This window comes from Photobacterium toruni (assembly GCF_024529955.1).
Lineage (GTDB): Bacteria > Pseudomonadota > Gammaproteobacteria > Enterobacterales > Vibrionaceae > Photobacterium > Photobacterium toruni.
In genome coordinates, this window is record NZ_AP024854.1 from 2,201,215 (window position 1) to 2,226,005 (window position 24,791).

The window sequence follows — 24,791 nt, forward strand, 5'->3', positions numbered from 1 at the left end:
TCAATGTCATATGTTTTCATTTTTATAATAAAAATAAAAACAAACCAAAATAAAACAATTAGTTACAAACATTGAAGTCAATTAGTGTGAACAGTGTCATATTTTATAAATAACACTATCAATAAGATTATTAATAATATCTCTTGGCTAATTATTAAAATAAATTTTTTATTGTCACCATTAAATAAACACTAAAAATTAAGTTTGTTATCCATAAATCTACTGTCATTTACTAAAAAAAAAGCCCCAAAATATGGGGCTTTGATATCAATTATTAGTTTTTTTATACATTAGTCATTAAATCAACTAGCTGTTGTTCATCCCAAATTTCAATATTTAGCTCTTGGGCTTTAATTAATTTAGAACCTGCTGCTTCACCTGCAACCAATAAATCAGTTTTTTTAGATACACTGCCGGTTACTTTAGCACCAAGTGCTTGTAATGCAGCTTTAGCATCACCACGGGTCAGTTGTGACAATGATCCTGTTAGCACTACAACTTTGCCTTCTAATGGCAATTCAACCCCAGCTTGAGGCTTTTCAATCGCGGGCCAATGAATACCTTGTGCTAATAACTCTTCAATAACAGTCGTATTATGCGGTTCACGGAAGAAGTTAAATAAATGCGCGGCAACAACATCACCAACATCAGGGACTTTAACTAGCTGCTCTTTAGATGCCTGACTGATCGCGTCTAAGGTTTCAAAATAATTAGCAACATTAGCTGCGGTAGCTTCACCCACTTCACGAATACCTAATGAATAAATAAATCGCGCTAACGTGGTTTTTTTTGATGCTGCGAGCGCATCAATTAATTTTTGCGCTGATTTAGGTCCCATACGCTCAAGTACTGTTACTTCACCCGCACTAAACTTAAACAAGTCAGCAGGAGTCATAACCATTTCACGATCAACTAATTGCTCAATGACTTTTTCACCACAACCATCAACATCTAATGCTTTACGTGAGACAAAATGTTTAAGTGCTTCTTTACGTTGCGCTTGGCAAAATAAACCACCAGAACAGCGCGCAACAGCTTCGCCTTCTACTCGTTCAACTTTAGATTGACACACTGGGCATTCAGTTGGGAACACTATCGCAATCGCATCAACAGGGCGACGAGATTCAACTACCGCTGCTATTTGAGGGATCACATCGCCAGCACGACGAATAATAACCGTATCGCCAATCATCACCCCTAAACGAGATACTTCATCAGCATTGTGCAAGGTCGCATTACTGACCGTAACACCGCCAACAAATACGGGCTCCAGTTTAGCTACGGGTGTAATTGCGCCAGTACGCCCAACTTGAAATTCAACATTGTTTAAAATGGTCATTTCTTCTTGGGCTGGAAACTTATAAGCAATCGCCCACCGCGGAGCTCGAGCAACAAACCCTAATTGCAATTGCAGATCGAGCTGATCTACTTTGATCACTACACCGTCAATTTCATAACCTAATGATTGACGCTTCTCACCGATCATTTGATGGTACTCAATCACCGCTTCAATACTGTCAACTGTTCTAATTTCAGGGCACATAGGTAGACCCCATGCTTTAAGTTGACATAAACGCTGATATTGAGAAGCTGCTAATTCACGACCCTCAACGATCCCTACCGCATAAGCATAAAAGCTTAATGGACGTGTTGCGGTAATTTTAGGATCAAGCTGACGCAAACTACCAGCAGCAGCATTACGTGGGTTAGCAAACGTTTTAAGGCCTTTTTTAAGCGCGTTTGCATTGAGCTCATCAAAGCCTTTCTTTGGCATAAAGACTTCACCACGCACTTCTAATCGTTGCGGCCAATCATCATCTCGTAAGCGTAGTGGAATTGCACCAATAGTACGTACGTTATGAGTAATATTTTCCCCCGTTGCCCCATCACCTCGTGTTGCTGCTTGTACAAGAATGCCATTCTCATACAGTAAACTCACGGCTAAACCATCTAATTTAGGTTCACAACAGTAATGAATACTGCTGCTATCACGTAATCGATCCTGAAGACGCTTTTGAAAGTCACGTAAATCATCATCATTAAATGCATTACCCAATGATAACATTGGAATTTCATGTGTTACTTGAGTGAAACCTTCAAGGGCACTGCCACCAACACGCTGACTGGGTGAATCATTAGTTATCCACTGGGGATATTCAGCTTCAATCGCTAATAACTGTTGCATTAAACGATCATATTCAGCATCTGGTATCTCAGGATCATCTTCAACGTAATAACGGTGGCCATGATAATCTAGTTGTTGTTTTAAGCTGGCAAGTTGTTGCTGAAGGTCGGTGTTCATTTCAATTCCTACCTGAAGAAAATGTCGATTAAGAACTCTGATTACAAAACATTAAATTTTTATAGTTATCTCAGTAGATACAATAAAATCAGGCCCCCGAAGGAGCCTGACTTTTTATCAATAAAAATAACCTGTCAACTTAACATTGATTATATTTTACTGATTTCTCACGATATGCAGCAATACGATTAGGCGTGATCATGACACGATCTTGATCCATTACATCCGCATTTAATTGATCAGCAATTTGCTGTGCTGTTTGCAACATCATATTGAAGTTACTTGACGCTTTTCCATGACATGGCAACATTAAGAAGAAACCAATACATGGTGTTTCAAAATGTTGATAGTTCGTTTCAGGAAAAGTACCAGGGTTAAGCAAATTAGTTACCGAGAAAATGACAGGGCCAGAACCTGAGTCAGCATATCGATGAAACACTGAATTTTCACCAAAAGTTAAACCATTACGCTCTAAACATGCAAATAATGATGGTCCACGTAATACCTTTCCTTTACGCGCATGCACACAAACAGATAAATAACTTGGTGGTAATTGTTCTGACTCAGGCAATACCTCTGGCTCAATAATCACTTCAGGCTCAACTACATCTTGTTGAGGTTTTTCATCTTCAATAACTGGCGTAAAGATAGGTGCTGGAGCGGTGATAACATCTGCCGTCGCAACTGCTGGTTGAGCCGCAACTGCTGGTTGAGCCGCAACTGCTGGTTGAGCCGCAACTGCTGGTTGAGCCGCAACAGTTGGTTGAGCTGCAACGGTTGGTTGAGCTGCAACGGTTGGTTGAGCTGCAACGGTTGGTTGAGCTGCAACGGTTGGTTGAGCTGCAACGGTTGGTTGAGCTGCAACGGTTGGTTGAGCTGCAACGGTTGGTTGAACCGCAACGGTTGGTTGAACCGCAACGGCTGGTTGAGCTGCAACGGTTGGTTGAACCGCAACGGTTGGTTGAACCGCAACGGCTGGTTGAGCCGCAACTGTTGGTTGAACCGCAACGGCTGGTTGAGCCGCAACTGTTGGTTGAACCGCAACGGCTGGTTGAGCCGCAACTGTTGGTTGAACCGCAACTGTTGGTTGAACCGCAACGGCTGGTTGAGCCGCAACTGTTGGTTGAACCGCAGATTCAATATGCATCTGAGGTTCAATACGCTCATGAGCTACAATTTTTGAGGTCGAGTTTGCACTTTGAGGTACTGTCTCACCTAGCAAAGGATCATATTGAGGGCGCTCACCAAAACTAAAACCTGGCTCTTTACGTTTAGATTTAGTTGCAGTCACATCTGCTTGATTTGATTTTGTTGGTGTTATTTCCGCAGCCCTATCCACGACACGGACGTCACTAACACCCTCTTGAGCAGTATCTTGATTTTTAAGCTTTGCTTCATCTATTTTACTTAATGGTTTCTCACCAAATTTAGCGGGTTTTTCTTTTCTACTTGTCCATAGGCCATGAAAAAGAAGCGCAGCAATTGCTAACGCACCAACAATAATAAGAACCAGACGCAATTCCTGCATATGAATACTCTAAATTAACTCGTTATCCCTTTACGGGGTTAATAATAGAAAAAAATCTACTAGGAAACTTAGTATCTAGTTAGAATTTCTCACCGAATGACTTACTGTATCAAAACTCACTTAACAATGAGAAGATGAATATCGAGATTCCATTAAGATAATGTAAGCTTAATAATTTTTGTACAAATTTACATCATTTTTGTATTGTGACTCATCATTTTTATTTTGTTGTTAAAGTAATGACAACAATTTTGCTATTTGATTCTATCCTACCCCTACCGTTAATATTGATAAAGAAACCTAAACAAATAAGCAGAAAAACACTAAAATATGCTTGTTATGGAGAAAGAGATGTCACAGCAGTATAATATAAATTCAACAACCAGCGGTGCTGGTTATTTTTTCCAAGGCTTAAAACTCGCCTCTCAACCTGGTACGCGACGTTTTGTTCTCATTCCTCTACTCATCAATATTGTATTACTTGGTACAGCATTTGCTACATTATTAAGTCAATTAGGCGGATGGATTAACCATTGGCTAAGTTATCTACCTAGCTGGCTTGAATGGCTTTCTTATATTTTATGGCCATTACTTGCTATTGCTGCCCTCGTCTCCTTCTCATACTTTTTTAGTACTATTGCTAACTGGATTGCAGCCCCATTTAATGGACTGTTAGCTGAATATCTTGAAGCTAAACTCACGGGGCAAACGCCACCAGATGATAGTTTCAAAGCATTAATAAAAGATCTTCCTCGAACAATGGGTCGAGAGTGGACGAAACTTAAGTATTATCTACCCAAAGCGATTGGATTACTCATTTTAATGTGGATTCCAGCTATTGGCCAAACTGTTGCACCAATATTATGGTTCTTGTTCAACGCTTGGATGATGACTATTCAATATGTCGATTATCCATTTGATAACCATAAAGTACCATTTCCTGATATGCGAGATGCACTCAAGCAAAAACGAGGTCAAGCATTAAGCTTTGGGGCTGTGGTAATGGTATTAACAATGGTTCCTATTATAAATTTATTTGTTATGCCCATTGCAGTATGTGGTGCTACAGCAATGTGGGTTGATCATTATCGTAGCCAATTTAAGCGTTACTGATAATTAGGTAACATTTCAAATATAAGGTCAATAGCCCCTCTGCTGTTGACCTTTTTTCATGTTTATTATTACCAAAAAATACGATTTCAATAGCAATCCGTTGCAACAAATAACAAATGGCAACATGAAAAAACAGTAACTATCACATAATAACAATAAGATATAACCATTAATTACTTTGCAAATATAAAGACAGGTATATGCTTAATCTGTTTAACATTAAGTCTAATTTGTCACGAAGGAACGAAGTATGAGCAAAATATACGAAGATAATTCTCTCACTATAGGTAACACTCCGCTGGTACGTCTTAATCGTGTCAGTAACGGTAAAGTGCTCGCAAAAATTGAAGCTCGCAACCCTAGCTTTAGTGTTAAATGCCGCATTGGTGCCAATATGGTATGGGAAGCAGAAAGCAATGGCTTATTGAAAGAAGGCATTGAACTTGTAGAACCAACCAGTGGTAATACGGGAATTGCGCTGGCTTTTGTTGCTGCTGCTCGTGGCTATAAGCTTACTCTCACTATGCCAGAAAGCATGAGCCTTGAACGCCGTAAATTACTAAAAGCCCTTGGTGCAAAGCTAGTATTAACAGAAGCAGCAAAAGGCATGAAAGGTGCTATAGATAAAGCTGAAGAAATTGTCAATTCAGATCCAAGTAAATATTTACTACTACAACAATTTAATAATCCAGCCAACCCTGCCATTCATGAAAAAACCACAGGGCCTGAAATCTGGGATGCCACTGATGGTGAGATCGATGTCTTTGTTTCTGGTGTCGGTACAGGTGGAACACTAACTGGAGTTAGCCGTTATATAAAACAACAACAAGGTAAAGCGATTACTGTCGTTGCCGTTGAGCCAGCAGAATCCCCAGTGATCACTCAAACCATTAATGGTGATACCGTCCAACCAGCACCCCATAAAATTCAAGGTATCGGCGCTGGCTTTATTCCAGGTAACCTTGATTTAGCTCTTATCGATGAAATTGAACGTGTCAATTCAGAAGATGCAATTGAAATGGCGCGTCGATTAATGGACGAAGAAGGTATATTAGCGGGTATTTCATCAGGAGCTGCAGTTGTTGCGGCTAATAATATCGCTGCTCGGCCAGAATTTGCAGATAAAAATATTGTTGTTATTTTGCCCAGTTCCGGTGAACGCTACTTATCAACAGCGCTTTTTGCTGGAATCTTTACGGAAAAAGAAACCCAACAGTGATCACACTTTACGATGTTATATAGGTATATCCTTCCCCAAAAAGGCCCTTTGTGGGCTTTTTTGTTGCATTTTATTCCCAGCTTTACTATAAAGCTGATGCGCTTTATTTTTAGCATCAAAATAAAAGGACAATTATTAGTCAATTTTGATTAATGCCAAAAAAAAGTTTCTCATAAAACTTTGACTTGGATTAAAGCTAAGACAGTATGTTATTAGGTAGCTTATACTGCTTGAACAATATGCTGAGACGATAACCACAACGGTTATTGCTCATGAAGCAAACTATTAATATAACAACTATATCTAAATCGGGGTGAATTATGTATCAGAAGCAAGTTGAAATCACTGCACCAAACGGCCTACACACTCGTCCAGCGGCTCAGTTCGTTAAAGACGCAAAATCATTTGAAGCTGACATCACAGTAACTTCAAACGGTAAAAGCGCAAGTGCTAAGAGCTTATTTAAGCTTCAAACACTTGGCCTAGTTAAAGGTGCTGTTATTACTATCGCAGCTGAAGGTGCACAAGCTCAAGAAGCAGTAGATAAGCTAGTAACTCTTACAGAGCTACATGATGGCGCTGAAATCGCAATGTTCCGCGAAATCTAAGCTACATTTGTATACAACCGAGTTTCCAGTTTTTAGTTAATTTAAAGGTAAGGCTATGATTTCAGGTATCCTGGCGTCTCCTGGTATTGCTTTCGGTAAAGCATTGCTATTGCAAGAAGAAGAGATTGTTTTAAACAAAACTCCAATCGCTGCAGACCAGATTGATAACGAAATTCAACGTTTCTTCGACGCTCGAAAAAAATCTTCTGAGCAACTTGAAGTTATCAAAGAAAAAGCACGTGTCACCTTTGGTGAAGAGAAAGAAGCCATCTTTGAAGGTCACATCATGTTGCTTGAAGATGAGGAGCTAGAAGAAGAAATCATAGCCCTTATTAAAGATAAGCATTCAGCTGATTATGCGATTTATTCGATCATTGAAGAGCAAGCACAAACTCTTGAATCTCTTGATGACGAATACTTAAAAGAACGTGCAAGTGATATCCGTGATATCGGTAGCCGTTTTGTTAAGAACGCATTAGGCATCAATGTTATTAATTTAAGTGCTATTGATGAGCAGGTAATTTTAGTTGCTAACGACTTAACGCCGTCAGAAACAGCACAAATTAATCTAGAGTTCGTTCTTGGCTTTATTACTGATATCGGTGGTCGTACTTCACACACCTCTATCATGGCGCGTTCACTAGAAATTCCTGCGATTGTAGGTACAAATAATATTACATCTTTAGTTAAGAATGGCGACATGCTTGTTCTTGATGCAATCAATAATCAGATTGTTATCAACCCAACTGAAGATGAACTAAACAAATTTAAAGCTATCCGTGATGCTGATAAAGCAGAGCAAGAAGAATTAGCAAAGCTAAAAGATCTTCCAGCTATTACACTTGATGGCAAGCAAGTTGAAGTATGTGGTAACATCGGTACAGTTAAAGACTGTAATGGTGTAAGCCGTAACGGTGGCGAAGGCGTTGGTCTATACCGTACTGAATTCTTGTTTATGGACCGTGATTCTCTGCCAACAGAAGAAGAACAGTACCAAGCATATAAAGAAGTTGCAGAAGCAATGCATGGCGAACCAGTGATTATCCGTACTATGGATATCGGTGGTGATAAAGATCTACCTTACTTAGATCTTCCTAAAGAAATGAACCCATTCTTGGGTTGGCGTGCAATTCGTATCAGCCTAGATCGTCGTGAAATTCTTCGTGACCAATTCCGTGCTATTCTGCGTGCGTCAGCACACGGTAAAGTACGTATCATGTTCCCGATGATTATTTCGGTTGAAGAAGTACGTACACTAAAAGCGGCTATTGAAGAATTTAAGGTTGAATTAACTGCTGAAGGTTTAGCGTTTGACGCTAATATCGAGATCGGTGTTATGGTTGAAACACCAGCAGCCGCAGCGATTGCACACCACTTAGCGAAAGAAGTTTCTTTCTTTAGTATTGGTACCAACGATTTAACCCAGTATACTCTAGCAGTTGACCGTGGTAATGAGCTTATCTCTCATCTCTACAATCCACTATCGCCTGCAGTACTTACTGTGATCAAGCAAGTTATTGATGCTTCTCACGTTGAAGGTAAGTGGACAGGTATGTGTGGTGAACTTGCTGGCGACGAACGTGCAACCCTACTATTACTAGGTATGGGTCTGGACGAGTTCAGCATGAGTGCTATTTCGATTCCTCGCGTTAAGAAAGTTATCCGTAATGCTAACTTTGCTGACGTTAAAGCAATGGCAGAGTATGCATTAACTCTTCCAACAGCGGCAGAAATTGAAGAGCACGTAGAAAAATTCATCGCAGAAAAAACCATCTGCTAATAAAATATAGCTGCAGATAAAATAACAACGCTTAGGAGCAACGATATGGGCCTGTTTGACAAATTAAAGAAAATGGTTTCTGACGACAGCAGTGAAGCTAGTGTAATTGAAATTATCGCACCACTTTCTGGCGAAATCGTTAACATCGAAGATGTGCCTGATGTAGTATTTGCTGAAAAAATTGTTGGTGATGGTATTGCTATCAAACCAACTGGCAACAAAATGGTTGCACCAGTAAACGGTACTATCGGTAAGATTTTTGAAACTAACCACGCTTTCTCTATTGAGTCTGACGATGGCATCGAGCTTTTTGTTCACTTCGGTATTGATACTGTTGAACTTAAAGGCGAAGGTTTTACTCGCATCGCTGAAGAAGGCCAAACTGTTAAAGTTGGCGACACTATCATCGAATTCGATCTTGCACTTCTAGAAGAGAAAGCTAAGTCAACATTGACACCAGTTGTTATCTCTAACATGGATGAGATCAAAGAGCTAATCAAGCTATCTGGTGCTGTAAACGTTGGTGAAACACCAGTACTACGCATCAAGAAATAAGATAGTTAATATCTTAATAAAAAACGCAGCTTTCTAGCTGCGTTTTTTTATGTTTATGATAAACCAGTTTCTGTCTATAAAAGCCCATCAAACCGTCTCTGTGAGACTTTATCTATTCATCTTAAATAGATGTATCTAAAATTATTAAGCCGCTCATAGGTAATATCAACACCGTTAATCAAATGATTATCTATTGCCCTTGCGAGTATTCGCTCTTGAAAATGTAGTGGTACATGAAATTAGGTCAGAAGCGGGTAGTGCTTGATATAATAAGGTCAACATTATTGCTTCTATTTATAAGCAGCCATAAAAAAACGCCACTATAAAATAGTCGCGTTTCTTATTCATTATCGTAACCCATATTTAATTGATGGCTTATGCGGTCATCACCTCTACTTGTAATTTAACATGCTCGCAATTAGGCTCACCTGACTCAAATAGTATTGGCATATTTAATCCAGTCGATAATGTTTGTGCCAAAATAGTTCGCCAGCCACCATCATCTAACCGTTCTTGTACTTGTAGTGCAATACTCACACTTTCAGCTGAGACATCTAACAATTGCGCACTACCCACAACTTCACGGTATAAATGATGATTGTCTTGGCTCAAACCTTCAAAAAAGATCGTTTCTTCACCGGGTAACAGTGACAATGATGTATTAACCGTTTGTCGTAGTCGACAAGCACTATGCATTTCAAAACTGACATCTAACAGCCAATCCGCCATTGCTAACGGACTCAATAATGTACTTAGAAATAATTGCCCTTTATCTATTACTGACTTTTCCATTACGACTACCTCTTACAATCTAATGTGCAAACACATCTTTTACTCGCGTGCTTCGTACTAGATATAATCCTAGCCAAACGGTTAATAACAAGGTTAATGCACGTACCCAAGAAAATGCACCTTGACTCAACACGAGATGATATATTTGCAAAGCAAAATCGATACTATAAACGGCTATTAGTAATTTTTTTCCATGCCGCCACAGATAATGTATAACTTTATTATTATTACTACGCTGACCTGATAACCACATCAACAATAGAGATGGGCTTCCCAACACCATGCCTATATAAAGTGTCTCTCGCAGCGGATAAATCAATTCAAGTAGTTGCCCACCTTGAGTTCGACTAACACCCGCCATGATAAAAATTACCAATGCTTTCGCATTAAAAATCAGCGCTAGCCATAGCATCTTATTTAATTTTAACTGCCCATGATCATCATAAGCATTAATAGGATAAAGCAACCAACTTTCCTCTTACCTGTTCAACTCGACACACATTAATTTAAGATAACATCAACACACTATGGCTTAATTTCGACTGTAATCGATCAACGTATATTAAGTACTATTTAAGCGTTATTTTTGTGGAATACCGCACTTTTCATTTATATATATTGCCATGTAAGTCACGTTTTTTGATCTAAAACCAACAAGATATGGTCATTTATTAACCGTTACATATTCAAAAAACAACTCAGTAAATTCTTTCTAATCATAAAGTTACAATATGAATATAGTATTAACACTATATTCATCTAAAACTGGAATTTTCATACAAAAAACCATAAATATATAAATTTCAATATATATAACAACAATCACACATGCGACAACACTGCTGCTAAAATAAAGTAATCAGATATAATCCTCTTAATTATTACTTATCAATAAGGTCATTAATCTATATGGCGACCATGAAAAAGAACACAGCACCTTCTGCAGAAACACAGATAGAAGCATTACGAGTTGCTAAAGCCACACAAAAAGAAGGTCAAACCAAAGAGCAAACTAAACTGATCGCACAAGGCATTCAAAAGGGAATTGAGCAATATAAAAAACAACAAAAAGCCAAAGCGAGAGAACGCGATAAATTAAAGAAAAAAACAATACAATCTAAAAATAATCAGTCAACAATTAGTGATAATTCACTACCAACGCCACAAATTATTTATAAACAACATTGGCTACCTTGGGGAATTATTGTGGTTTCTTGGGTGAGTTTTGGGGCTTATTTAGCGTATACCGGTACACTATAATGAGAGTAAATATGAGAATTTTTGGCTTTATAACAGTCTTAAGTGGATTAATCAGTGGCTGTGCTGACCCACAATCAACGCCATGGCAGCGTCAAATAGACACGCCCTGCGATAATAAATCCCATTGTGTATCAACTACCGAACAACGCGAAAAGTTTAAATTAGCCCCTTTTACGCTGACTGACAAAGGTATACAAAAATGGTCAGATATTATTATGATTGCTCAAACACTGCCAGGAGCAAAACTAATAGAACAAGATGATCATTATTTTCATCTTGAAGTTCATAGTGCTGTGTTTGGATTTATTGACGATTTTGAAGTAAGACAACAAGACCAACAACTACAAGTCAGATCTATTTCCCGTAGTGGCTATTCTGATTTTGGTGTAAACCGTAAGCGAGCTCAGCAATTTAGACAATTATTAGTTGAGCAACAACTAATACACGATACATCCACCAGCAACTAATATGCCTATAACAAAAAAACCATGATTGCCCTAGTCTTCACTATTGCAATCATGGTTTAAAGGTCATGTTTTATGGTTATTTAATCAAGTGTTTTATCTTTACCTAACGACAGTAGCCATACAGACACCGCAGCCACTGCAATAAAGCCGGCCAAGATAATCACTGGCATTGCAGCATAGCCAAGAACGTGCCAAATTACGGATTCTAACGTACTCATAATTTCTCCTTCGTGCTTATTACTGCCATCCAGCTACATCTTTCATATCAGGCAATTTGTGGGCAATCCCTTTATGGCAATCGACACATGTTTTATCACCCGAAGCCAATGCCGTTGAGTGTTGTTTTACACTACGTGGACCTTGTTCCGAAAAATCCATATATTCAAATTTATGACAATTTCGACATTCTTGAGAATTATTGTCTTTCATTCGCTTCCATTCACGTTCAGCTAAATGACCTCGTCGAGCTTCAAATTTTTCTTGAGTGTCAATCGTACCCATCATATGTGCTACAATTTCTTTGGATGCCTGCACCTTACGCACAATTTTATCGGTCCAATTATGCGGCACATGACAATCTGAACAAATCGCTCTCACACCTGAACGGTTTGAAAAGTGAATCGTCTCTTGAATTTCCTTAACGATTGGCGCATGACACCCAGCACAGAATTCTTCACTATTGGTTTTTTCCATTCCGGTGTTAAATGCACCCCAGAACAATAACCCACCAATAAATCCCATAAACAGCACTAATCCAACCGCGACTTTGCTAGGGGTTTTTAATCGTAGCCAAAATGTTTTTAATAACTTCATATATAGCCTCTCTCCTTTTGGCTATGACTAGCGCAATGCATTTACACGTTTGAAGTCATTTTCAACCAATGGCTTTGCATCCGCCTGTGGTACATGACATTGTTGGCAAAAATAACGGCTAGGCGATACATCTGAAAGTACTTGCCCTTCTTGTGGTGCAATATAATGTGTTACGCTAATTTTTGTTGCCCCCATCTCTTTGGCATTTTTCCAACTGTGACAGGCTAAACACTTATTAGCATTAAGTGATACTTCATAGTTACGAATAGTATGAGGAATTAACGGCGGTTGATAAACATAATCACTATCAATCACACCTTGATCTCTCGGGTAACGCTTCATTGGATCTGCTGGGCGTGTCGTTTCTAATTCGGCTAATCCACGCAGTGACTCTAATCCTCCGATTCCACCTGGATTAGATATTTCAATTTTAGTTGCTGCAGGTGCAACATTAGCAGGCTCTTCACTGTGTACCGTACCTGCTATTAATGCACTGACAGCTAGTAACGCTAATAGAATTCTTTTCATGATGTTCTCCGCCAACTGGCTAATTCTTAGAATGGCGAACAAAATATTATTGTTCGCCTTAAGCAGATTTAAACCTTACTAATTTTTATTGGGCATTTTTTATAATCAGTCTGCTTAGAAAGCGGATCTGTCGCATCCAGTATTAATTTATTAACTAGAATATGAGCATCAAAAAATGGCACAAAAACTAAACCAATAGGCGGACGATTTCGACCGCGAGTTTCAACTCGGCAACGGACTTCACCACGGCGCGAAGCAAGTAAAACTTCATCACCTCGACGTAAACCACGGTTTTTTGCATCATCCGGATGGATATAACACAGCGCATCAGGTACTGCTTTATACAGTTCAGGAACACGACGCGTCATCGTACCTGTATGCCAATGTTCTAACACTCGACCAGTACATAACCACATATCATATTCATTATCTGGTACTTCTGGCGGTGCTTCATACGGTGCAAAAATAATTAAAGCTTTACCATCTGGCTTACCATAAAAGTCCCAATCAGAGCCTTTCTTCGCATATGGATCAGAGCCTTCTTTAAAGCGCCATAATGTTTCTTTACCATCAACAACAGGCCAGCGTAAACCGCGGACTTGATGATAAGTATCGTACGGTGCTAAATCATGACCATGATCACGACCGAACATTGCGTACTCTTCAAATAAACCTTTTTGAACATAATAACCCTGCGACTGGGCATCATCGTTAAGTTCTTGAGCTTCACTTAATGGGAAGTTATCAACTTGACCATTACGGAATAAAACATCGTACATAGTTTTACCACGATACTGTGGCATTTTGTTTAGTAGCGCCTCATCCCACACTTCTTCAACATTAAAGCGCTTTGAGAACTCCATGATTTGCCATAAATCAGATTTAGCATCACCTGACGCTTTTACCTGTTGATACCAAACTTGAGTTCGACGCTCAGCATTACCATACGCACCTTCTTTTTCTACCCACATTGCGGTTGGTAAAATCAAATCAGACGCCTGAGCAGTTGCTGTTGGATACGGATCAGAACAGACAATAAAGTTTTTAGGATTACGATAACCCGGCAAGCGTTCAGTATTAATATTTGGACCCGCTTGCATATTGTTATTACACATTACCCAGTAAGCATTAAGCTTTCCGTCTTTAAGCATGCGATCTTGGACGACTGCATGATAACCAGGTTTTGGTGGAATTGTACCTTCTGGTAATTTCCAAATTTTTTCAGCTATCGCGCGATGCTTAGGGTTTGTAACCACCATATCTGCAGGTAAACGGTGTGAGAAAGTACCCACTTCACGAGCCGTACCACATGCTGATGGCTGACCTGTTAATGAAAATGGGCTATTCCCTGGTGTTGATATTTTACCCGTTAACAAATGTAGGTTATAAACTAAGCTGTTCATCCATACACCACGAGTATGTTGATTCATACCCATCGTCCACAGAGACATCACTTTTAACTTTGGATCCGCGTAATATTTAGCTAACTCAATTAATTTTTCTGGTTCAACGCCTGACATTTCTGACGCTTTCTCAACCGTATAATCAGCAACTGATGCTTTATATTCTTCAAACGTCATCGGGAACATCTCGCCCGAATTAGGATTTTCAGCTTTCACTTGAAGAGGATCATCATCCCGTAAACCGTAACCGATATCGGTTTGAGCGCGCTTAAAATGAGTATGCTTATTAACAAAGTCCCAGTTAACCGCATCATTTTGAATAATGTAATTAGCGATAAAATTGGCAATGACAAGATCAGTTTGAGGATTGAAAATCATACCATTATCAGCCAATTCAAATGAACGATGCTGGTAGGTAGAAAGCACATTAACTTTTACATGAGGATGACTTAAACGACGATCAGTAATACGCGTCCATAATATTGGATGCATCTCAGCCATGTTTGAGCCCCAAAGGACAAACACATCTGCATGTTCAAAATCGTCATAACAGCCCATCGGCTCATCAATACCAAAAGTACGCATAAACGCACCAACTGCTGAAGCCATACAGTGACGAGCATTGGGATCGATATTATTTGAACGGAAACCCGCTTTCATCATTTTAGATGCAGCATAACCTTCCATTACAGTCCACTGACCAGAACCAAACATACCAATGCTTGATGGACCATTTTCTTTTAATGCTGCTTTCCATTTTTCAGCCATGATATCAAAAGCTTGATCCCAAGATATTGGCGTAAAATCTCCATTCTTATCATATTTACCGTCGGTCATACGAAGCATGGGTGTTTGTAAGCGATCTTTGCCGTACATAATTTTTGAAAGGAAATAACCTTTAATACAGTTAAGCCCTTTATTTACTGGCGCTTTAGGATCTCCTTGTGTTGCAACCACGCGACCGTTTTGAGTTCCGACTAAAACAGAGCAACCAGTGCCACAAAAACGACAAGGCGCTTTATCCCATTTAATCTCAGTCTCATCAGAACTCACAATTAAATTCGTCGCAGATGCTGGTAACGAAATCCCCGCTACCGCAGCAGCTGATGCTGCAGCATTTGCTTTCACAAATGCTCTTCTTGTCATTTTCATAGCTTACCCTCAGCTTGTAGATCGTAATGCTCAATATGGTGATAGACCAAAAAAGTGATTAACACATGGTCTAAATTATTAATTTTATCTATTGCCTCTGTTACGTAGCCTTGGTTCTCTGTCTCAAGTACTACGATAATTTTACCTTCTTCACTTGTCGCAGGAATTTCTGTGTTTGGGATTGCTAAAATCTGTTGGCTAATCGTTGCTATATATTGTGGCTTAACGTGAACGATAAGGCTTGAGGTATGCACTTCATTTAATGTCATGTTTACTCTCTAAATAATTCTTTAAATTTAAGGCGTTATCATTTCAATCGCAGCCACTGGACAACCATCTATACACGCCCCACAGCCATTACAATCTGGCTGTTTAATAACGGGCAAGGCAACTTTTGCCACTTGTAAAGAAAAAGTGATTGCTTGTGTTTCACATTGATCACCACAACTACGACATTCAATATTATTCAATGCAATACACGATGAATTAATCGTGGCGATTTGTGACCATGGCAATTGATGTTGAGGTTCAAATAAAGGTTCAGGGCATATAGCTGCACATTGATAACAAAAACTGCATTCACCTTCCCCATGATGAAAATCCACCATCGGAAAACCACCGTCGCCTTTAACAATGATCTTTGTTTGACAAGCATCAACACAAGCATTGCAACGCAAACAATGATCAGTAAATGTTTGTTTATCCTTTATCCAAGGTAAATATTGCTGTTGAGATGGCTGTTTACGAGTAAAAAAACCTCGACGCGAACGATTAATCACAGCCCTCTCCTTATATTTACTGATTAATGGCAACAAATTACTTTATTGATAGCCATTCACTTTCTATTAATTTTCTTTTACGTTATTTTTAAATATCGTCATAACCACGAACATACCCATTAAGGGGTAATTAGCGCGATTTATTGTTCTAGATCAAAAAAATACCATGGATAACCTCTGATTTTTTATAATTTTATCGCATAATCATTCACGATATTACAAATGGCTGTCATATCTATATATCTATAGCTGTTAAATCCTTTTTTTACTCATATTTTTTCATATGTCAGGTGGTTAACAATTAATGCAACACCAAAAAGTAAATTCTGTTACCACCACCATTGGTCGCTCAATGGTTACCATTCTCTTTTTAGTTGCAACAACGACGAGTTTAGCGTTGTGCATGTTAGTTTCGAGTCTTAACGATGCCGCCGCAATTAACACTGCAGGATCATTAAGAATGCAAAGCTATCGATTAGCCTTTGATATCGAAACTCAATCGCCATTACTTAACGCCCATACTATTGAGTTTGATCAATCACTGTCATCACCAACAATGCAGGAATTACATCGTTGGTATACCCCTCAAACAATACAGCACCATTACACTGAATTACTCTTAACATGGCGGGCGGTACGTTCAGAATTAAATCAAATAGATAAAGATGGCTATTTAATTCAAGTCGCTCCTTTTGTGGAACGTATTGATCACTTTGTATTTGAATTACAACAGTCATCTGAAAATAAATTACATCTTTTGGCACTCATTAGTGCGGTAGGTTTATTACTTATTTTAATGGTGGTGTTATTTACGATTCAATTTACACAGCGCCAAATAGTCGTCCCACTTAATCAATTAATGGCTGGATGTAAACAAATTAAACAACATAATTTTGCATTAACTATTAATAATAATAGTGGCAATGAATTGGGTATTCTTGCTCGTACGTTTACTCAAATGGCAGCCGATCTAGATAATTTTTATGCTGATTTAGAACACAGTGTCCATGAGAAAACGCACCGCTTACGCCATGCTAATGAATCACTTAAAGTGTTATACAACTGCTCACAACAATTATCGGTAAGCCGTTTAACTCATCACCATTTTCAACAAATGCTAGAAACATTAATTGCCATTGATGGCTTAACAGCTGCCAAACTAATTATTGAAGAATCAAATGGTACAACGACTGAAATTACTGTTGGTGAATACCAAACTACAGCTTGGCATCAGCAATCATTATTAATTGATGGCGAAACGATGGGTCAATTGTGGTGGCAATACCAATTACCGTGTCCTGATTTAGCTTTAATAGAAAATATCGCTAATATTTTAGGTCGTGGCATTTATTACAACCGTACTCAGAAACAAACAGAACAATTATTATTAATGGAAGAGCGCGCTACTATTGCCCGTGAATTGCATGATTCTTTGGCACAATCATTATCATATCTAAAAATTCAATTAACATTATTAAAGCGCCAACTCGCTACCGATATTAATGATAACCAGCAACAAACAGTACAAGTTATTGATGAAGAATTATCTAATGCTTATACCCAGTTACGAGAGTTATTAAGTACCTTTAGATTAACGATCAAAGAAGCCAATTTTAGTGAAGCCCTTAATCAATTACTCGTGCCATTACGAGAACAAACGACAGCAACATTTAGTATTGATAACCAATTACCTTCAATGGCACTCATTGCGCATAATCAAGTCCATTTATTGCAAATTATTCGTGAAGCGGTACTAAATGCGATTAAGCATGCTAATGCCAACCACATCAAAATTCATTGTCACCAACAACAAGGCATTATTAATGTTGAAATTGCAGATGATGGCATTGGATTTAACCCGTCAAATTCAAAACTTAATCACTATGGTTTAAATATCATGCAAGAGCGTGCCTCGCGATTAAAAGGCGAGTTAACTATTCATTCTCAAGTCGGTGTTGGCAGCCAAATAAAATTACAGTTCGCATTATTATAGGAAAAGAAATATGACACCTTGGAAAGTAATGATCGTCGATGATCATCCGTTAATGCGTAGAGGTATTGGACAATTACTTAGTTTTGATAGTGAATTTGATGTCGTTAGTGAGGCGAGTAATGGTAATGAAGCGATTGCACTTGCCCATAAAATGCCCGTAGATCTTATTTTATTAGATCTTAATATGAAAGGAATGTCAGGTTTAGACACACTACTAACTCTTCGTAACGAAGGTATTGATGCTTGTATTGTCATTCTTACGGTGTCTGATAATCATACTGATATTAAAATGCTTCTCGACGCTGGCGCTGATGGCTATTTACTTAAAGATACCGAGCCAGATGAACTGGTTACATTATTAAAAACAGCGTTAACGGGAGGCAAAGCATACAGCAGTACTATCACTGAGTTTCTCAATAACAATAATGCTGAAAACACAATATTTTCAAGCTTAACTGAAAGAGAAAATCAAATATTACAAGAGGTTGCAAAAGGTCATAGTAATAGAATCATTGCCGATTCCTTGTTTATTTCAGAAGCTACCGTAAAAGTTCACATGAAAAGTTTATTGCGTAAATTACAAGTAAAATCACGCACTGCTGCAACGGTTCTTTATTTACAAACCTTAGGTTACTGACATTCAGTTACTAACCCAATAAAAAACCGCAGTGCCAATTAATACACTGCGGTTAATATTACTTTAACGCCATCATTCATATTTATAATGCTAAGGCTGTCATTAAATCCTGCTCTCGAGATTCAACCCACTGAAGATCAAAAGGCCCCCAATCATTCAATTGATAATAGCCATCATTATGCCGACGCCCATCTTGAACAAAGGTCAATTCAATACCTAATCCTGGTAAAGCTTTTAATACATCTTGAATCGTTCGTCGTGGCCAACCCGTTTGTTCAATTAAACGAGGTACATTAGGGCGTTCTGTATGCTCAACAAGTAACGCCAAATAAAGTCTACGGGCAAAAACCGGATTCAGTTCCATTGGGGCCTCCATAATATACTACACCTATTATTGCCCGTTCTCGCATTAGGGTGTTGCGTTTGATCAACGAGCTATTCGGTTTCATCATTATGGATACAAATAAAAGTGAGTTTGATCCCATTTTTATTATTCTAATAATACTGTTCTATTGTCGTAAATAGTAACCAATCAAAGTACAGCGGTTGCGATAAGCTAATAATCTCGCTATAAAAGACACTTTAATTATTATAAAAAAGTCAGTCAAAATATGAGTACAATTGTTTACGGTATAAAAAATTGCGATACCATCAAAAAAATGAAGCAATGGTTTGCAACTGAAAATATTGCATATCAATTTCATGATTACCGTATCGATGGCATTGATTCAACGTTACTAGAAACATTTGAAGCAGCCCTTGGCTGGGAGGCTATGGTCAATAAACGTGGTACGACTTTTCGCCAATTAACTGCAGAACAAAAAGCCAATCTTAACCGTGAAACTGCATTGCAATTAATGCTAGAACAACCAGCAATGATTAAGCGTCCTTTATTACAGCATAATAATCATTACTACTTAGGTTTTAAACCTGACCAATATCACGTCATTTTTATGGCTAAATAATAAGGATACAAGGATGTCAGACAGCCCCGTTATTTCATTAGCAAAAGATTTAATGCACCGACCATCAGTGACACCTGAAGATGCTGGTTGCCAACAAGTCATGATCGATCGTTTGCAGGCGCTAGGGTTTATTATTGAAACAATGGTATTTGAAGATACCACTAACTTATGGGCTCGCCGCGGTACACTGGCACCACTGTTTGTATTTGCAGGCCATACCGATGTTGTGCCTTCAGGCCCTGTAGAACAATGGCATACACCACCTTTTGAACCAACAATTATTGATGGTTACTTATACGGACGTGGTGCTGCAGATATGAAAGGTTCACTGGCCTGTATGGTGGTTGCTATTGAACGTTTTATCGCAGAAAATCCCAATCATAATGGCTCGATTGCACTATTGATCACCTCCGATGAAGAAGGTCCCTTTATTAATGGTACCACGCGAGTTATTGATACTTTAGAAGCGCGTAATGAAAAAATAGATATGTGTATTGTTGGTGAGCCATCAAGTACTCATGTCGTGGGTGATATTGTTAAAAATGGTCGCCGAGGCTCAATGACAGGCGATCTCATTATTAAGGGGATTCAAGGTCATGTTGCCTACCCACATTTAGCCAATAACCCAATCCATAAAGCACTGCCTGCTCTTGCTGAATTATCAGCAACCCATTGGGATAACGGCAATGATTTCTTTCCACCAACAAGCTTTCAAATTCCGAACATTGCAGCAGGAACAGGTGCATCAAATGTTATTCCTGGTCAATGTGAGGTGCAGTTTAATTTTCGTTTCAGTACTGAATTAACCGATACTGATATTAAACAACGCGTGCACTCAATACTTGATACACATGATCTCGACTATGATTTAACGTGGACTTTGAGTGGCCATCCTTTCTTAACTGATAGTGGTGCTTTGGTCGATGCCGTTGTCGCTGCTATTACTGAGGTGAACCATATTCCACCACAATTATTAACGACTGGCGGTACATCAGATGGCCGTTTTATTGCACGTACTGGTGCACAAGTTGTTGAACTAGGCCCTGTAAATGCAACAATCCACAAAGTTAATGAGTGCGTTAAAATCTCTGATCTTGAAAAACTAACGACTATGTATCAGCGTATCCTTAGCAATATTTTATAATTACTGCTTATTTTTCGCCATCAAAGATAGTTATTTAAAGATCATCACCAAGCCACTATTCATGTAATATTGACAGATAATTATGCATTGTTGTGATGAGTAAATCATCGCAGCTAACGCATATTATTGGTATTCTATCACTAGAGTTTGTGGCTCATGATCAACAGCATAGATTGTATTTTATGTGTTAAATAAAATTTATCATTGTGAGGTAAATATGGAATGGTTTTTTAATCCTTGGGTTATCTGCGTGATTATTATTGCGGTTATTGCCAGTAATATTGCCGCGTTAAAGTACACCGCTTATATGAGAACGGGACTTAAAAAACGCCATCCACCTCAGCCTCCACAAGAGGATCCTCAGCAATCAGAACACTCTGATAAGAGTAACAATTACAACAGCAATAATACGCAGGATAAAAATGACTGATATCAAAACATTAGACAGCCGTGTTGTTTATCAAAATAAATGGATGACAGTACGAGAAGATAAAATCCAGCGTCAAAGTGGTACAGAAGGTATTTACGGCATCGTTGATAAACCTGATTGTGCCGCTATTTTAGCGATTGATAACGACCATATCCACTTAGTTCAACAGTTTCGTTATAGTATTCAGCAACGATGTTGGGAAATTCCACAAGGAGCTTGGGAAGCAAATCCAAATGCAGATCACCTTGATCTAGCAAAAGGCGAGTTGCAAGAAGAAACAGGATTAATCGCAGATAATATGATCTATCTTGGCAGCCAATTTATCGCTTATGGTTTTTTAAACCAAACTTGCCATATTTATTTAGCAACCCAATTACACACAGCATCTGAGCAACACCGAGATATTGAAGAAGAAGATCTCATTAGCCAATCTTTTTCCATTGCCGATTTTGAAGCAATGATAATTAATGGTGAACTAAAAGACAGTGTCACTATTGCGGCTTATGGATTGGCAAAACTTAAACAAGCAATTTAAAATATTAACCCATTATTTTATATAATAAAAAAGCTGCCATTTAATAGGCAGCTTTTCAAATATATATGGTACTACAGTGCTTATTACGGACGACTTAAGTAATCAGCAATACCAACCCACTTATAGCTGGTCAATTCTTCTAAACCCATTGGTCCACGAGCATGTAATTTTTGTGTCGATACAGCAACTTCTGCACCTAAACCAAATTGTGCGCCATCGGTAAAACGCGTTGATGCATTAACATATACCGCTGCAGAGCCAGCAGCATTTACAAATCGCTCTGCCGCTTGCAGATTATTGGTTAAAATTGAATCTGAATGACTGGCATTATGTTTACGCATATGCACAATAGCTTCGTCTACATTTGCAACCACTTTAATGCCTAACGTATAACTTAACCATTCAGTATCAAAATCACCCGCTTCTGCTTTACGTAATAAGCTCGCTTTACCTTCAAGTAAATTAAATGCAGCATCATCAGCCACTAATGTCACTTTAGCTTTATTCATCCGCTCAACTAAACGCGATAAGAACGTCGCAGCAACGTGTTCATTAACTAATAAGGTATCCAGTGAATTACATGCAGAAGGACGCTGTACTTTAGCATTTTCAACGACATCTAATGAACGTGATAAATCTGCACTTTCATCAACATACATGTGGCTAATACCAAAACCACCAATGATCACTGGAATAGTACTATTTTCTTTACACATTTTATGTAAGCCCGCACCACCACGGGGAATGATCATATCTACATATTGATCAAGCTTGAGTAACTGCGCTACATATTCACGATCAGGTTGTTCAATATATTGTACTGATGCCGCAGGTAAACCCGCTTTAGCCAATGCAACTTGAATGACTTTAACTAACGCCATATTAGAATGAAAAGTCTCACGACCACCACGCAAAATACTCGCATTACCCGTTTTAAGACATAACGCTGCAATATCAATCGTTACATTAGGACGCGCTTCATAAATAACCCCAACAACCCCTAATGGTACTCGACGACGGCTTAATCGCATGCCATTTTCAAGTACACGGCTATCAAGTTCTGCGCCAACAGGATCATTTAAATTAATAACATTACGCACATCATTAGCAATCGCGCAAATACGTTCATCATTAAGTAATAAACGATCGATTAAGGCATCAGACATACCACTTGCGACAGCAGCATCAATATCTTGCTTATTTGCCGCAAGAATAACGGCTTGGTTTGCTTCTAATTCATCAGCAATAATCGCTAATGCAGTATTTTTTACTGCCGTTGCTGTCGTCGCTAATTCAAACGCAGCCTGCTGCGCAGCTTGTCCCATTATTTCAAGATTCACAATAATTCCTTACTTAAATTCGAATTCAATGTCTGATGAGTTATCGATGTAAACAGTCACTGTAATTAAATCACAACCATATCATCACGGTGAATGGCTGCATGACCGTATTCATAACCTAAAACCTGATGAATGTCATGGCTGTGCTTACCCGCAATTTTGACCATATCAGCACTTGAATAACGACTAATACCACGTGCAAGCAATACATTTTTACTATCGAAAATTCGAACAACTTCACCGCGCTCAAATGTACCTTTTACTTGAGTGATACCTTTTGCAAGTAAACTACTGCCTTTTTGTTGCACCGCGGTCACAGCACCATCATCAATGACAATATCACCTGCTGGCGGTGGACCTGCAAGGATCCATTGTTTACGACCTTCAAGTGGTGACTCTAAGGGTAGAAAACGCGTACCGACCGCTTTACCTGCAGCAAGATCAACAATGACATCAACACGACGACCTGCAGCAATAATTACCTCAATGCCAGCACGACAAGCCACTTCAGCAGCTTGTAGCTTAGTTGCCATACCACCAGTGCCTAATCCACCAACCGTACCACCAGCTAATTTACGTAATTTATCATCGATAGTATGTACTTCATGAATTAATTCAGCATCAGGATTACTACGAGGATCTGCCGTAAATAAACCGGCTTGATCCGTCATTAATAAAAGTTTATCAGCACCGCCTAAAATACCCACTAATGCAGATAAATTATCGTTATCGCCCACTTTAATTTCAGTGGTTGCTACTGCATCGTTTTCATTCACAACAGGTACAATGCCGTTATCTAATAACGCCACTAACATATCGCGGGCATTTAAATAACGCTCACGATCATTTAAATCAGCACGGGTTAATAACATTTGACCAATATTGATCCCATAAATGCCAAACAAAGTTTCCCACTCTTGAATTAAGCGGCCTTGTCCAACAGCAGCAAGAAGTTGCTTACTTGCCATGGTTTTGGGGAGTTCGGGATAACCTAAATGCTCTCGACCAGCTGCAATCGCACCAGACGTAACAATGATAATTTTATGACCTTGACTACGTAACATAGCGCATTGGCGCACTAACTCGACCATGTGGGCACGATCAAGTTTTAGTGTGCCACCTGTAAGAACACTAGTACCTAGTTTGACGACAATTGTATGTGTTGCAGCACCAGCGGCAACATCTTGCTGTTGAGCGTTAGATTTTTTTGAATCAGCCATGAGATCAAATTGATTGAAAAAATAAAAGTGCTTTGTTGTATCAATCCCTATCGAAAAGCACAAGAAAAAAACAATGACAAAATCAATATTAATCAGCTTTAGGAGGATGTTTAAGCATAAACATCCCTAATGGATAACGCTTGTACCACATAGCGACAATATTTGTGCATATTGATAGAAATTTCACAATCGCTCTATTTAATGTCGCTAGTGGTCATTTAAGACATC

The 24,791-nt window shown here is 38.7% G+C and carries 26 protein-coding genes; 13 read left to right on the top strand and 13 right to left on the bottom strand.

The window, feature by feature from the left end; genetic code table 11:
- Positions 1-283 precede the first annotated feature (283 nt).
- Positions 284-2,302, bottom strand: a complete 2,019-nt coding sequence (ligA, locus tag OC457_RS10440) for an NAD-dependent DNA ligase LigA (protein WP_080172852.1) — start codon at positions 2,300-2,302, stop codon at positions 284-286.
- 139 nt (positions 2,303-2,441) lie between these two features.
- A complete protein-coding gene (gene zipA / locus OC457_RS10445; protein WP_080172850.1) occupies positions 2,442-3,830 on the bottom strand; it encodes a cell division protein ZipA in 1,389 nt (462 codons plus the stop codon).
- A gap of 351 nt (positions 3,831-4,181) precedes the next feature.
- On the opposite strand from zipA, the gene cysZ reads away from it, so the two are divergent.
- The 5 genes from cysZ to crr all read left to right on the top strand — a co-directional run bounded on the left by cysZ (position 4,182) and on the right by crr (position 9,105).
- The gene (gene cysZ / locus OC457_RS10450) at positions 4,182-4,943 is read left to right on the top strand and encodes a sulfate transporter CysZ (RefSeq protein ID WP_080172848.1); all 762 of its coding nucleotides are present in this window, start codon (positions 4,182-4,184) and stop codon (positions 4,941-4,943) included.
- Positions 4,944-5,193: 250 nt separating this feature from the next.
- The gene (gene cysK / locus OC457_RS10455; RefSeq protein ID WP_080172846.1) at positions 5,194-6,162 is read left to right on the top strand and encodes a cysteine synthase A; all 969 of its coding nucleotides are present in this window, start codon (positions 5,194-5,196) and stop codon (positions 6,160-6,162) included.
- A gap of 320 nt (positions 6,163-6,482) precedes the next feature.
- Entirely contained in the window at positions 6,483-6,770 is a 288-nt protein-coding gene (locus OC457_RS10460) for an HPr family phosphocarrier protein (RefSeq protein WP_045037604.1), read from the top strand.
- A 55-nt stretch (positions 6,771-6,825) separates the two neighbouring features.
- Positions 6,826-8,550 (top strand): phosphoenolpyruvate-protein phosphotransferase PtsI, encoded by a 1,725-nt coding sequence (ptsI, locus tag OC457_RS10465; protein ID WP_080172844.1) that lies wholly within the window; start codon positions 6,826-6,828, stop codon positions 8,548-8,550.
- A 45-nt stretch (positions 8,551-8,595) separates the two neighbouring features.
- The gene (gene crr / locus OC457_RS10470; RefSeq protein ID WP_045037603.1) at positions 8,596-9,105 is read left to right on the top strand and encodes a PTS glucose transporter subunit IIA; all 510 of its coding nucleotides are present in this window, start codon (positions 8,596-8,598) and stop codon (positions 9,103-9,105) included.
- Positions 9,106-9,480: 375 nt separating this feature from the next.
- Here crr and OC457_RS10475 read toward each other — a convergent pair whose 3' ends face one another.
- Entirely contained in the window at positions 9,481-9,897 is a 417-nt protein-coding gene (locus tag OC457_RS10475) for a hypothetical protein (RefSeq protein WP_080172842.1), read from the bottom strand.
- Between the two features lie 19 nt (positions 9,898-9,916).
- On the bottom strand, positions 9,917-10,363 hold the full coding sequence (locus tag OC457_RS10480) for a DUF2919 domain-containing protein (RefSeq protein WP_080172841.1): 447 nt from the start codon (positions 10,361-10,363) through the stop codon (positions 9,917-9,919).
- 452 nt (positions 10,364-10,815) lie between these two features.
- Here OC457_RS10480 and OC457_RS10485 point away from each other — a divergent pair, with 452 nt between their 5' ends.
- A complete protein-coding gene (locus OC457_RS10485; protein WP_370737952.1) occupies positions 10,816-11,157 on the top strand; it encodes a DUF2956 domain-containing protein in 342 nt (113 codons plus the stop codon).
- Positions 11,158-11,168: 11 nt separating this feature from the next.
- Positions 11,169-11,624 carry a DUF1499 domain-containing protein gene (locus OC457_RS10490; protein ID WP_080172837.1) on the top strand — a complete coding sequence of 152 codons (456 nt, stop codon included), beginning with the start codon at positions 11,169-11,171 and terminating at the stop codon, positions 11,622-11,624.
- 80 nt (positions 11,625-11,704) lie between these two features.
- On the opposite strand, the gene OC457_RS10495 is transcribed toward OC457_RS10490, so the two are convergent.
- The 6 genes from OC457_RS10495 to napF all read right to left on the bottom strand — a co-directional run bounded on the left by OC457_RS10495 (position 11,705) and on the right by napF (position 16,299).
- Entirely contained in the window at positions 11,705-11,842 is a 138-nt protein-coding gene (locus OC457_RS10495) for a TIGR02808 family protein (protein ID WP_080172836.1), read from the bottom strand.
- A gap of 19 nt (positions 11,843-11,861) precedes the next feature.
- Entirely contained in the window at positions 11,862-12,437 is a 576-nt protein-coding gene (locus OC457_RS10500; protein WP_080172834.1) for a NapC/NirT family cytochrome c, read from the bottom strand.
- A 27-nt stretch (positions 12,438-12,464) separates the two neighbouring features.
- Positions 12,465-12,965, bottom strand: coding sequence for a nitrate reductase cytochrome c-type subunit (locus OC457_RS10505; protein ID WP_080172832.1), 501 nt, complete (start codon positions 12,963-12,965; stop codon positions 12,465-12,467).
- 68 nt (positions 12,966-13,033) lie between these two features.
- Entirely contained in the window at positions 13,034-15,520 is a 2,487-nt protein-coding gene (gene napA, locus OC457_RS10510; RefSeq protein WP_080172830.1) for a periplasmic nitrate reductase subunit alpha, read from the bottom strand.
- Complete coding sequence (locus OC457_RS10515) at positions 15,517-15,789, bottom strand: chaperone NapD (RefSeq protein ID WP_080172829.1); 273 nt, start codon at positions 15,787-15,789, stop codon at positions 15,517-15,519. Before OC457_RS10515 ends, napA begins: the two co-directional genes overlap by 4 nt.
- Before the next feature lie 27 nt (positions 15,790-15,816).
- Positions 15,817-16,299: a ferredoxin-type protein NapF gene (napF, locus tag OC457_RS10520; RefSeq protein WP_080172827.1), complete on the bottom strand. Its 483-nt coding sequence runs from the start codon at positions 16,297-16,299 to the stop codon at positions 15,817-15,819.
- Between the two features lie 304 nt (positions 16,300-16,603).
- On the opposite strand from napF, the gene narQ reads away from it, so the two are divergent.
- Together narQ and OC457_RS10530 are read left to right on the top strand one after the other, a co-directional pair.
- Entirely contained in the window at positions 16,604-18,292 is a 1,689-nt protein-coding gene (narQ, locus tag OC457_RS10525; RefSeq protein WP_080172825.1) for a nitrate/nitrite two-component system sensor histidine kinase NarQ, read from the top strand.
- Positions 18,293-18,302: 10 nt separating this feature from the next.
- Positions 18,303-18,929, top strand: coding sequence for a response regulator (locus OC457_RS10530; protein ID WP_210436051.1), 627 nt, complete (start codon positions 18,303-18,305; stop codon positions 18,927-18,929).
- Between the two features lie 82 nt (positions 18,930-19,011).
- Here OC457_RS10530 and OC457_RS10535 read toward each other — a convergent pair whose 3' ends face one another.
- Positions 19,012-19,293 (bottom strand): winged helix-turn-helix domain-containing protein, encoded by a 282-nt coding sequence (locus OC457_RS10535; RefSeq protein WP_080172824.1) that lies wholly within the window; start codon positions 19,291-19,293, stop codon positions 19,012-19,014.
- Between the two features lie 247 nt (positions 19,294-19,540).
- Between OC457_RS10535 and OC457_RS10540 the strand changes: the two genes are divergently transcribed.
- The 4 genes from OC457_RS10540 (at position 19,541) to OC457_RS10555 (ending at position 22,003) form a co-directional block, all read left to right on the top strand.
- A complete protein-coding gene (locus OC457_RS10540; protein WP_080172823.1) occupies positions 19,541-19,894 on the top strand; it encodes an ArsC family reductase in 354 nt (117 codons plus the stop codon).
- A gap of 13 nt (positions 19,895-19,907) precedes the next feature.
- A complete protein-coding gene (dapE, locus tag OC457_RS10545; protein WP_080172821.1) occupies positions 19,908-21,038 on the top strand; it encodes a succinyl-diaminopimelate desuccinylase in 1,131 nt (376 codons plus the stop codon).
- A 217-nt stretch (positions 21,039-21,255) separates the two neighbouring features.
- Positions 21,256-21,468 carry a DUF2897 family protein gene (locus tag OC457_RS10550; RefSeq protein ID WP_080172819.1) on the top strand — a complete coding sequence of 71 codons (213 nt, stop codon included), beginning with the start codon at positions 21,256-21,258 and terminating at the stop codon, positions 21,466-21,468.
- Positions 21,461-22,003, top strand: coding sequence for an NUDIX domain-containing protein (locus OC457_RS10555; protein WP_080172817.1), 543 nt, complete (start codon positions 21,461-21,463; stop codon positions 22,001-22,003). Before OC457_RS10550 ends, OC457_RS10555 begins: the two co-directional genes overlap by 8 nt.
- Positions 22,004-22,086: 83 nt before the next feature.
- Here the strand turns inward: OC457_RS10555 and OC457_RS10560 are convergent, their stop codons facing one another.
- Both OC457_RS10560 and proB read right to left on the bottom strand, forming a co-directional pair.
- Positions 22,087-23,328, bottom strand: coding sequence for a glutamate-5-semialdehyde dehydrogenase (locus OC457_RS10560; RefSeq protein ID WP_080173311.1), 1,242 nt, complete (start codon positions 23,326-23,328; stop codon positions 22,087-22,089).
- An 80-nt stretch (positions 23,329-23,408) separates the two neighbouring features.
- Positions 23,409-24,563, bottom strand: a complete 1,155-nt coding sequence (proB, locus tag OC457_RS10565; RefSeq protein ID WP_080172815.1) for a glutamate 5-kinase — start codon at positions 24,561-24,563, stop codon at positions 23,409-23,411.
- Positions 24,564-24,791: the final 228 nt, after the last annotated feature.

Coding starts and splice junctions, on each gene's coding strand:
- ligA (WP_080172852.1), bottom strand. CDS start 2,302: ATGAACACCGACCTTCAGCAACAACTTGCCAGCTTAAAACAACAACTA.
- zipA (WP_080172850.1), bottom strand. CDS start 3,830: ATGCAGGAATTGCGTCTGGTTCTTATTATTGTTGGTGCGTTAGCAATT.
- cysZ (WP_080172848.1), top strand. CDS start 4,182: ATGTCACAGCAGTATAATATAAATTCAACAACCAGCGGTGCTGGTTAT.
- cysK (WP_080172846.1), top strand. CDS start 5,194: ATGAGCAAAATATACGAAGATAATTCTCTCACTATAGGTAACACTCCG.
- OC457_RS10460 (WP_045037604.1), top strand. CDS start 6,483: ATGTATCAGAAGCAAGTTGAAATCACTGCACCAAACGGCCTACACACT.
- ptsI (WP_080172844.1), top strand. CDS start 6,826: ATGATTTCAGGTATCCTGGCGTCTCCTGGTATTGCTTTCGGTAAAGCA.
- crr (WP_045037603.1), top strand. CDS start 8,596: ATGGGCCTGTTTGACAAATTAAAGAAAATGGTTTCTGACGACAGCAGT.
- OC457_RS10475 (WP_080172842.1), bottom strand. CDS start 9,897: ATGGAAAAGTCAGTAATAGATAAAGGGCAATTATTTCTAAGTACATTA.
- OC457_RS10485 (WP_370737952.1), top strand. CDS start 10,816: ATGAAAAAGAACACAGCACCTTCTGCAGAAACACAGATAGAAGCATTA.
- OC457_RS10490 (WP_080172837.1), top strand. CDS start 11,169: ATGAGAATTTTTGGCTTTATAACAGTCTTAAGTGGATTAATCAGTGGC.
- OC457_RS10495 (WP_080172836.1), bottom strand. CDS start 11,842: ATGAGTACGTTAGAATCCGTAATTTGGCACGTTCTTGGCTATGCTGCA.
- OC457_RS10500 (WP_080172834.1), bottom strand. CDS start 12,437: ATGAAGTTATTAAAAACATTTTGGCTACGATTAAAAACCCCTAGCAAA.
- OC457_RS10505 (WP_080172832.1), bottom strand. CDS start 12,965: ATGAAAAGAATTCTATTAGCGTTACTAGCTGTCAGTGCATTAATAGCA.
- napA (WP_080172830.1), bottom strand. CDS start 15,520: ATGAAAATGACAAGAAGAGCATTTGTGAAAGCAAATGCTGCAGCATCA.
- OC457_RS10515 (WP_080172829.1), bottom strand. CDS start 15,789: ATGACATTAAATGAAGTGCATACCTCAAGCCTTATCGTTCACGTTAAG.
- narQ (WP_080172825.1), top strand. CDS start 16,604: ATGCAACACCAAAAAGTAAATTCTGTTACCACCACCATTGGTCGCTCA.
- OC457_RS10530 (WP_210436051.1), top strand. CDS start 18,303: ATGACACCTTGGAAAGTAATGATCGTCGATGATCATCCGTTAATGCGT.
- OC457_RS10535 (WP_080172824.1), bottom strand. CDS start 19,293: ATGGAACTGAATCCGGTTTTTGCCCGTAGACTTTATTTGGCGTTACTT.
- OC457_RS10540 (WP_080172823.1), top strand. CDS start 19,541: ATGAGTACAATTGTTTACGGTATAAAAAATTGCGATACCATCAAAAAA.
- dapE (WP_080172821.1), top strand. CDS start 19,908: ATGTCAGACAGCCCCGTTATTTCATTAGCAAAAGATTTAATGCACCGA.
- OC457_RS10550 (WP_080172819.1), top strand. CDS start 21,256: ATGGAATGGTTTTTTAATCCTTGGGTTATCTGCGTGATTATTATTGCG.
- OC457_RS10555 (WP_080172817.1), top strand. CDS start 21,461: ATGACTGATATCAAAACATTAGACAGCCGTGTTGTTTATCAAAATAAA.
- OC457_RS10560 (WP_080173311.1), bottom strand. CDS start 23,328: ATGGGACAAGCTGCGCAGCAGGCTGCGTTTGAATTAGCGACGACAGCA.
- proB (WP_080172815.1), bottom strand. CDS start 24,563: ATGGCTGATTCAAAAAAATCTAACGCTCAACAGCAAGATGTTGCCGCT.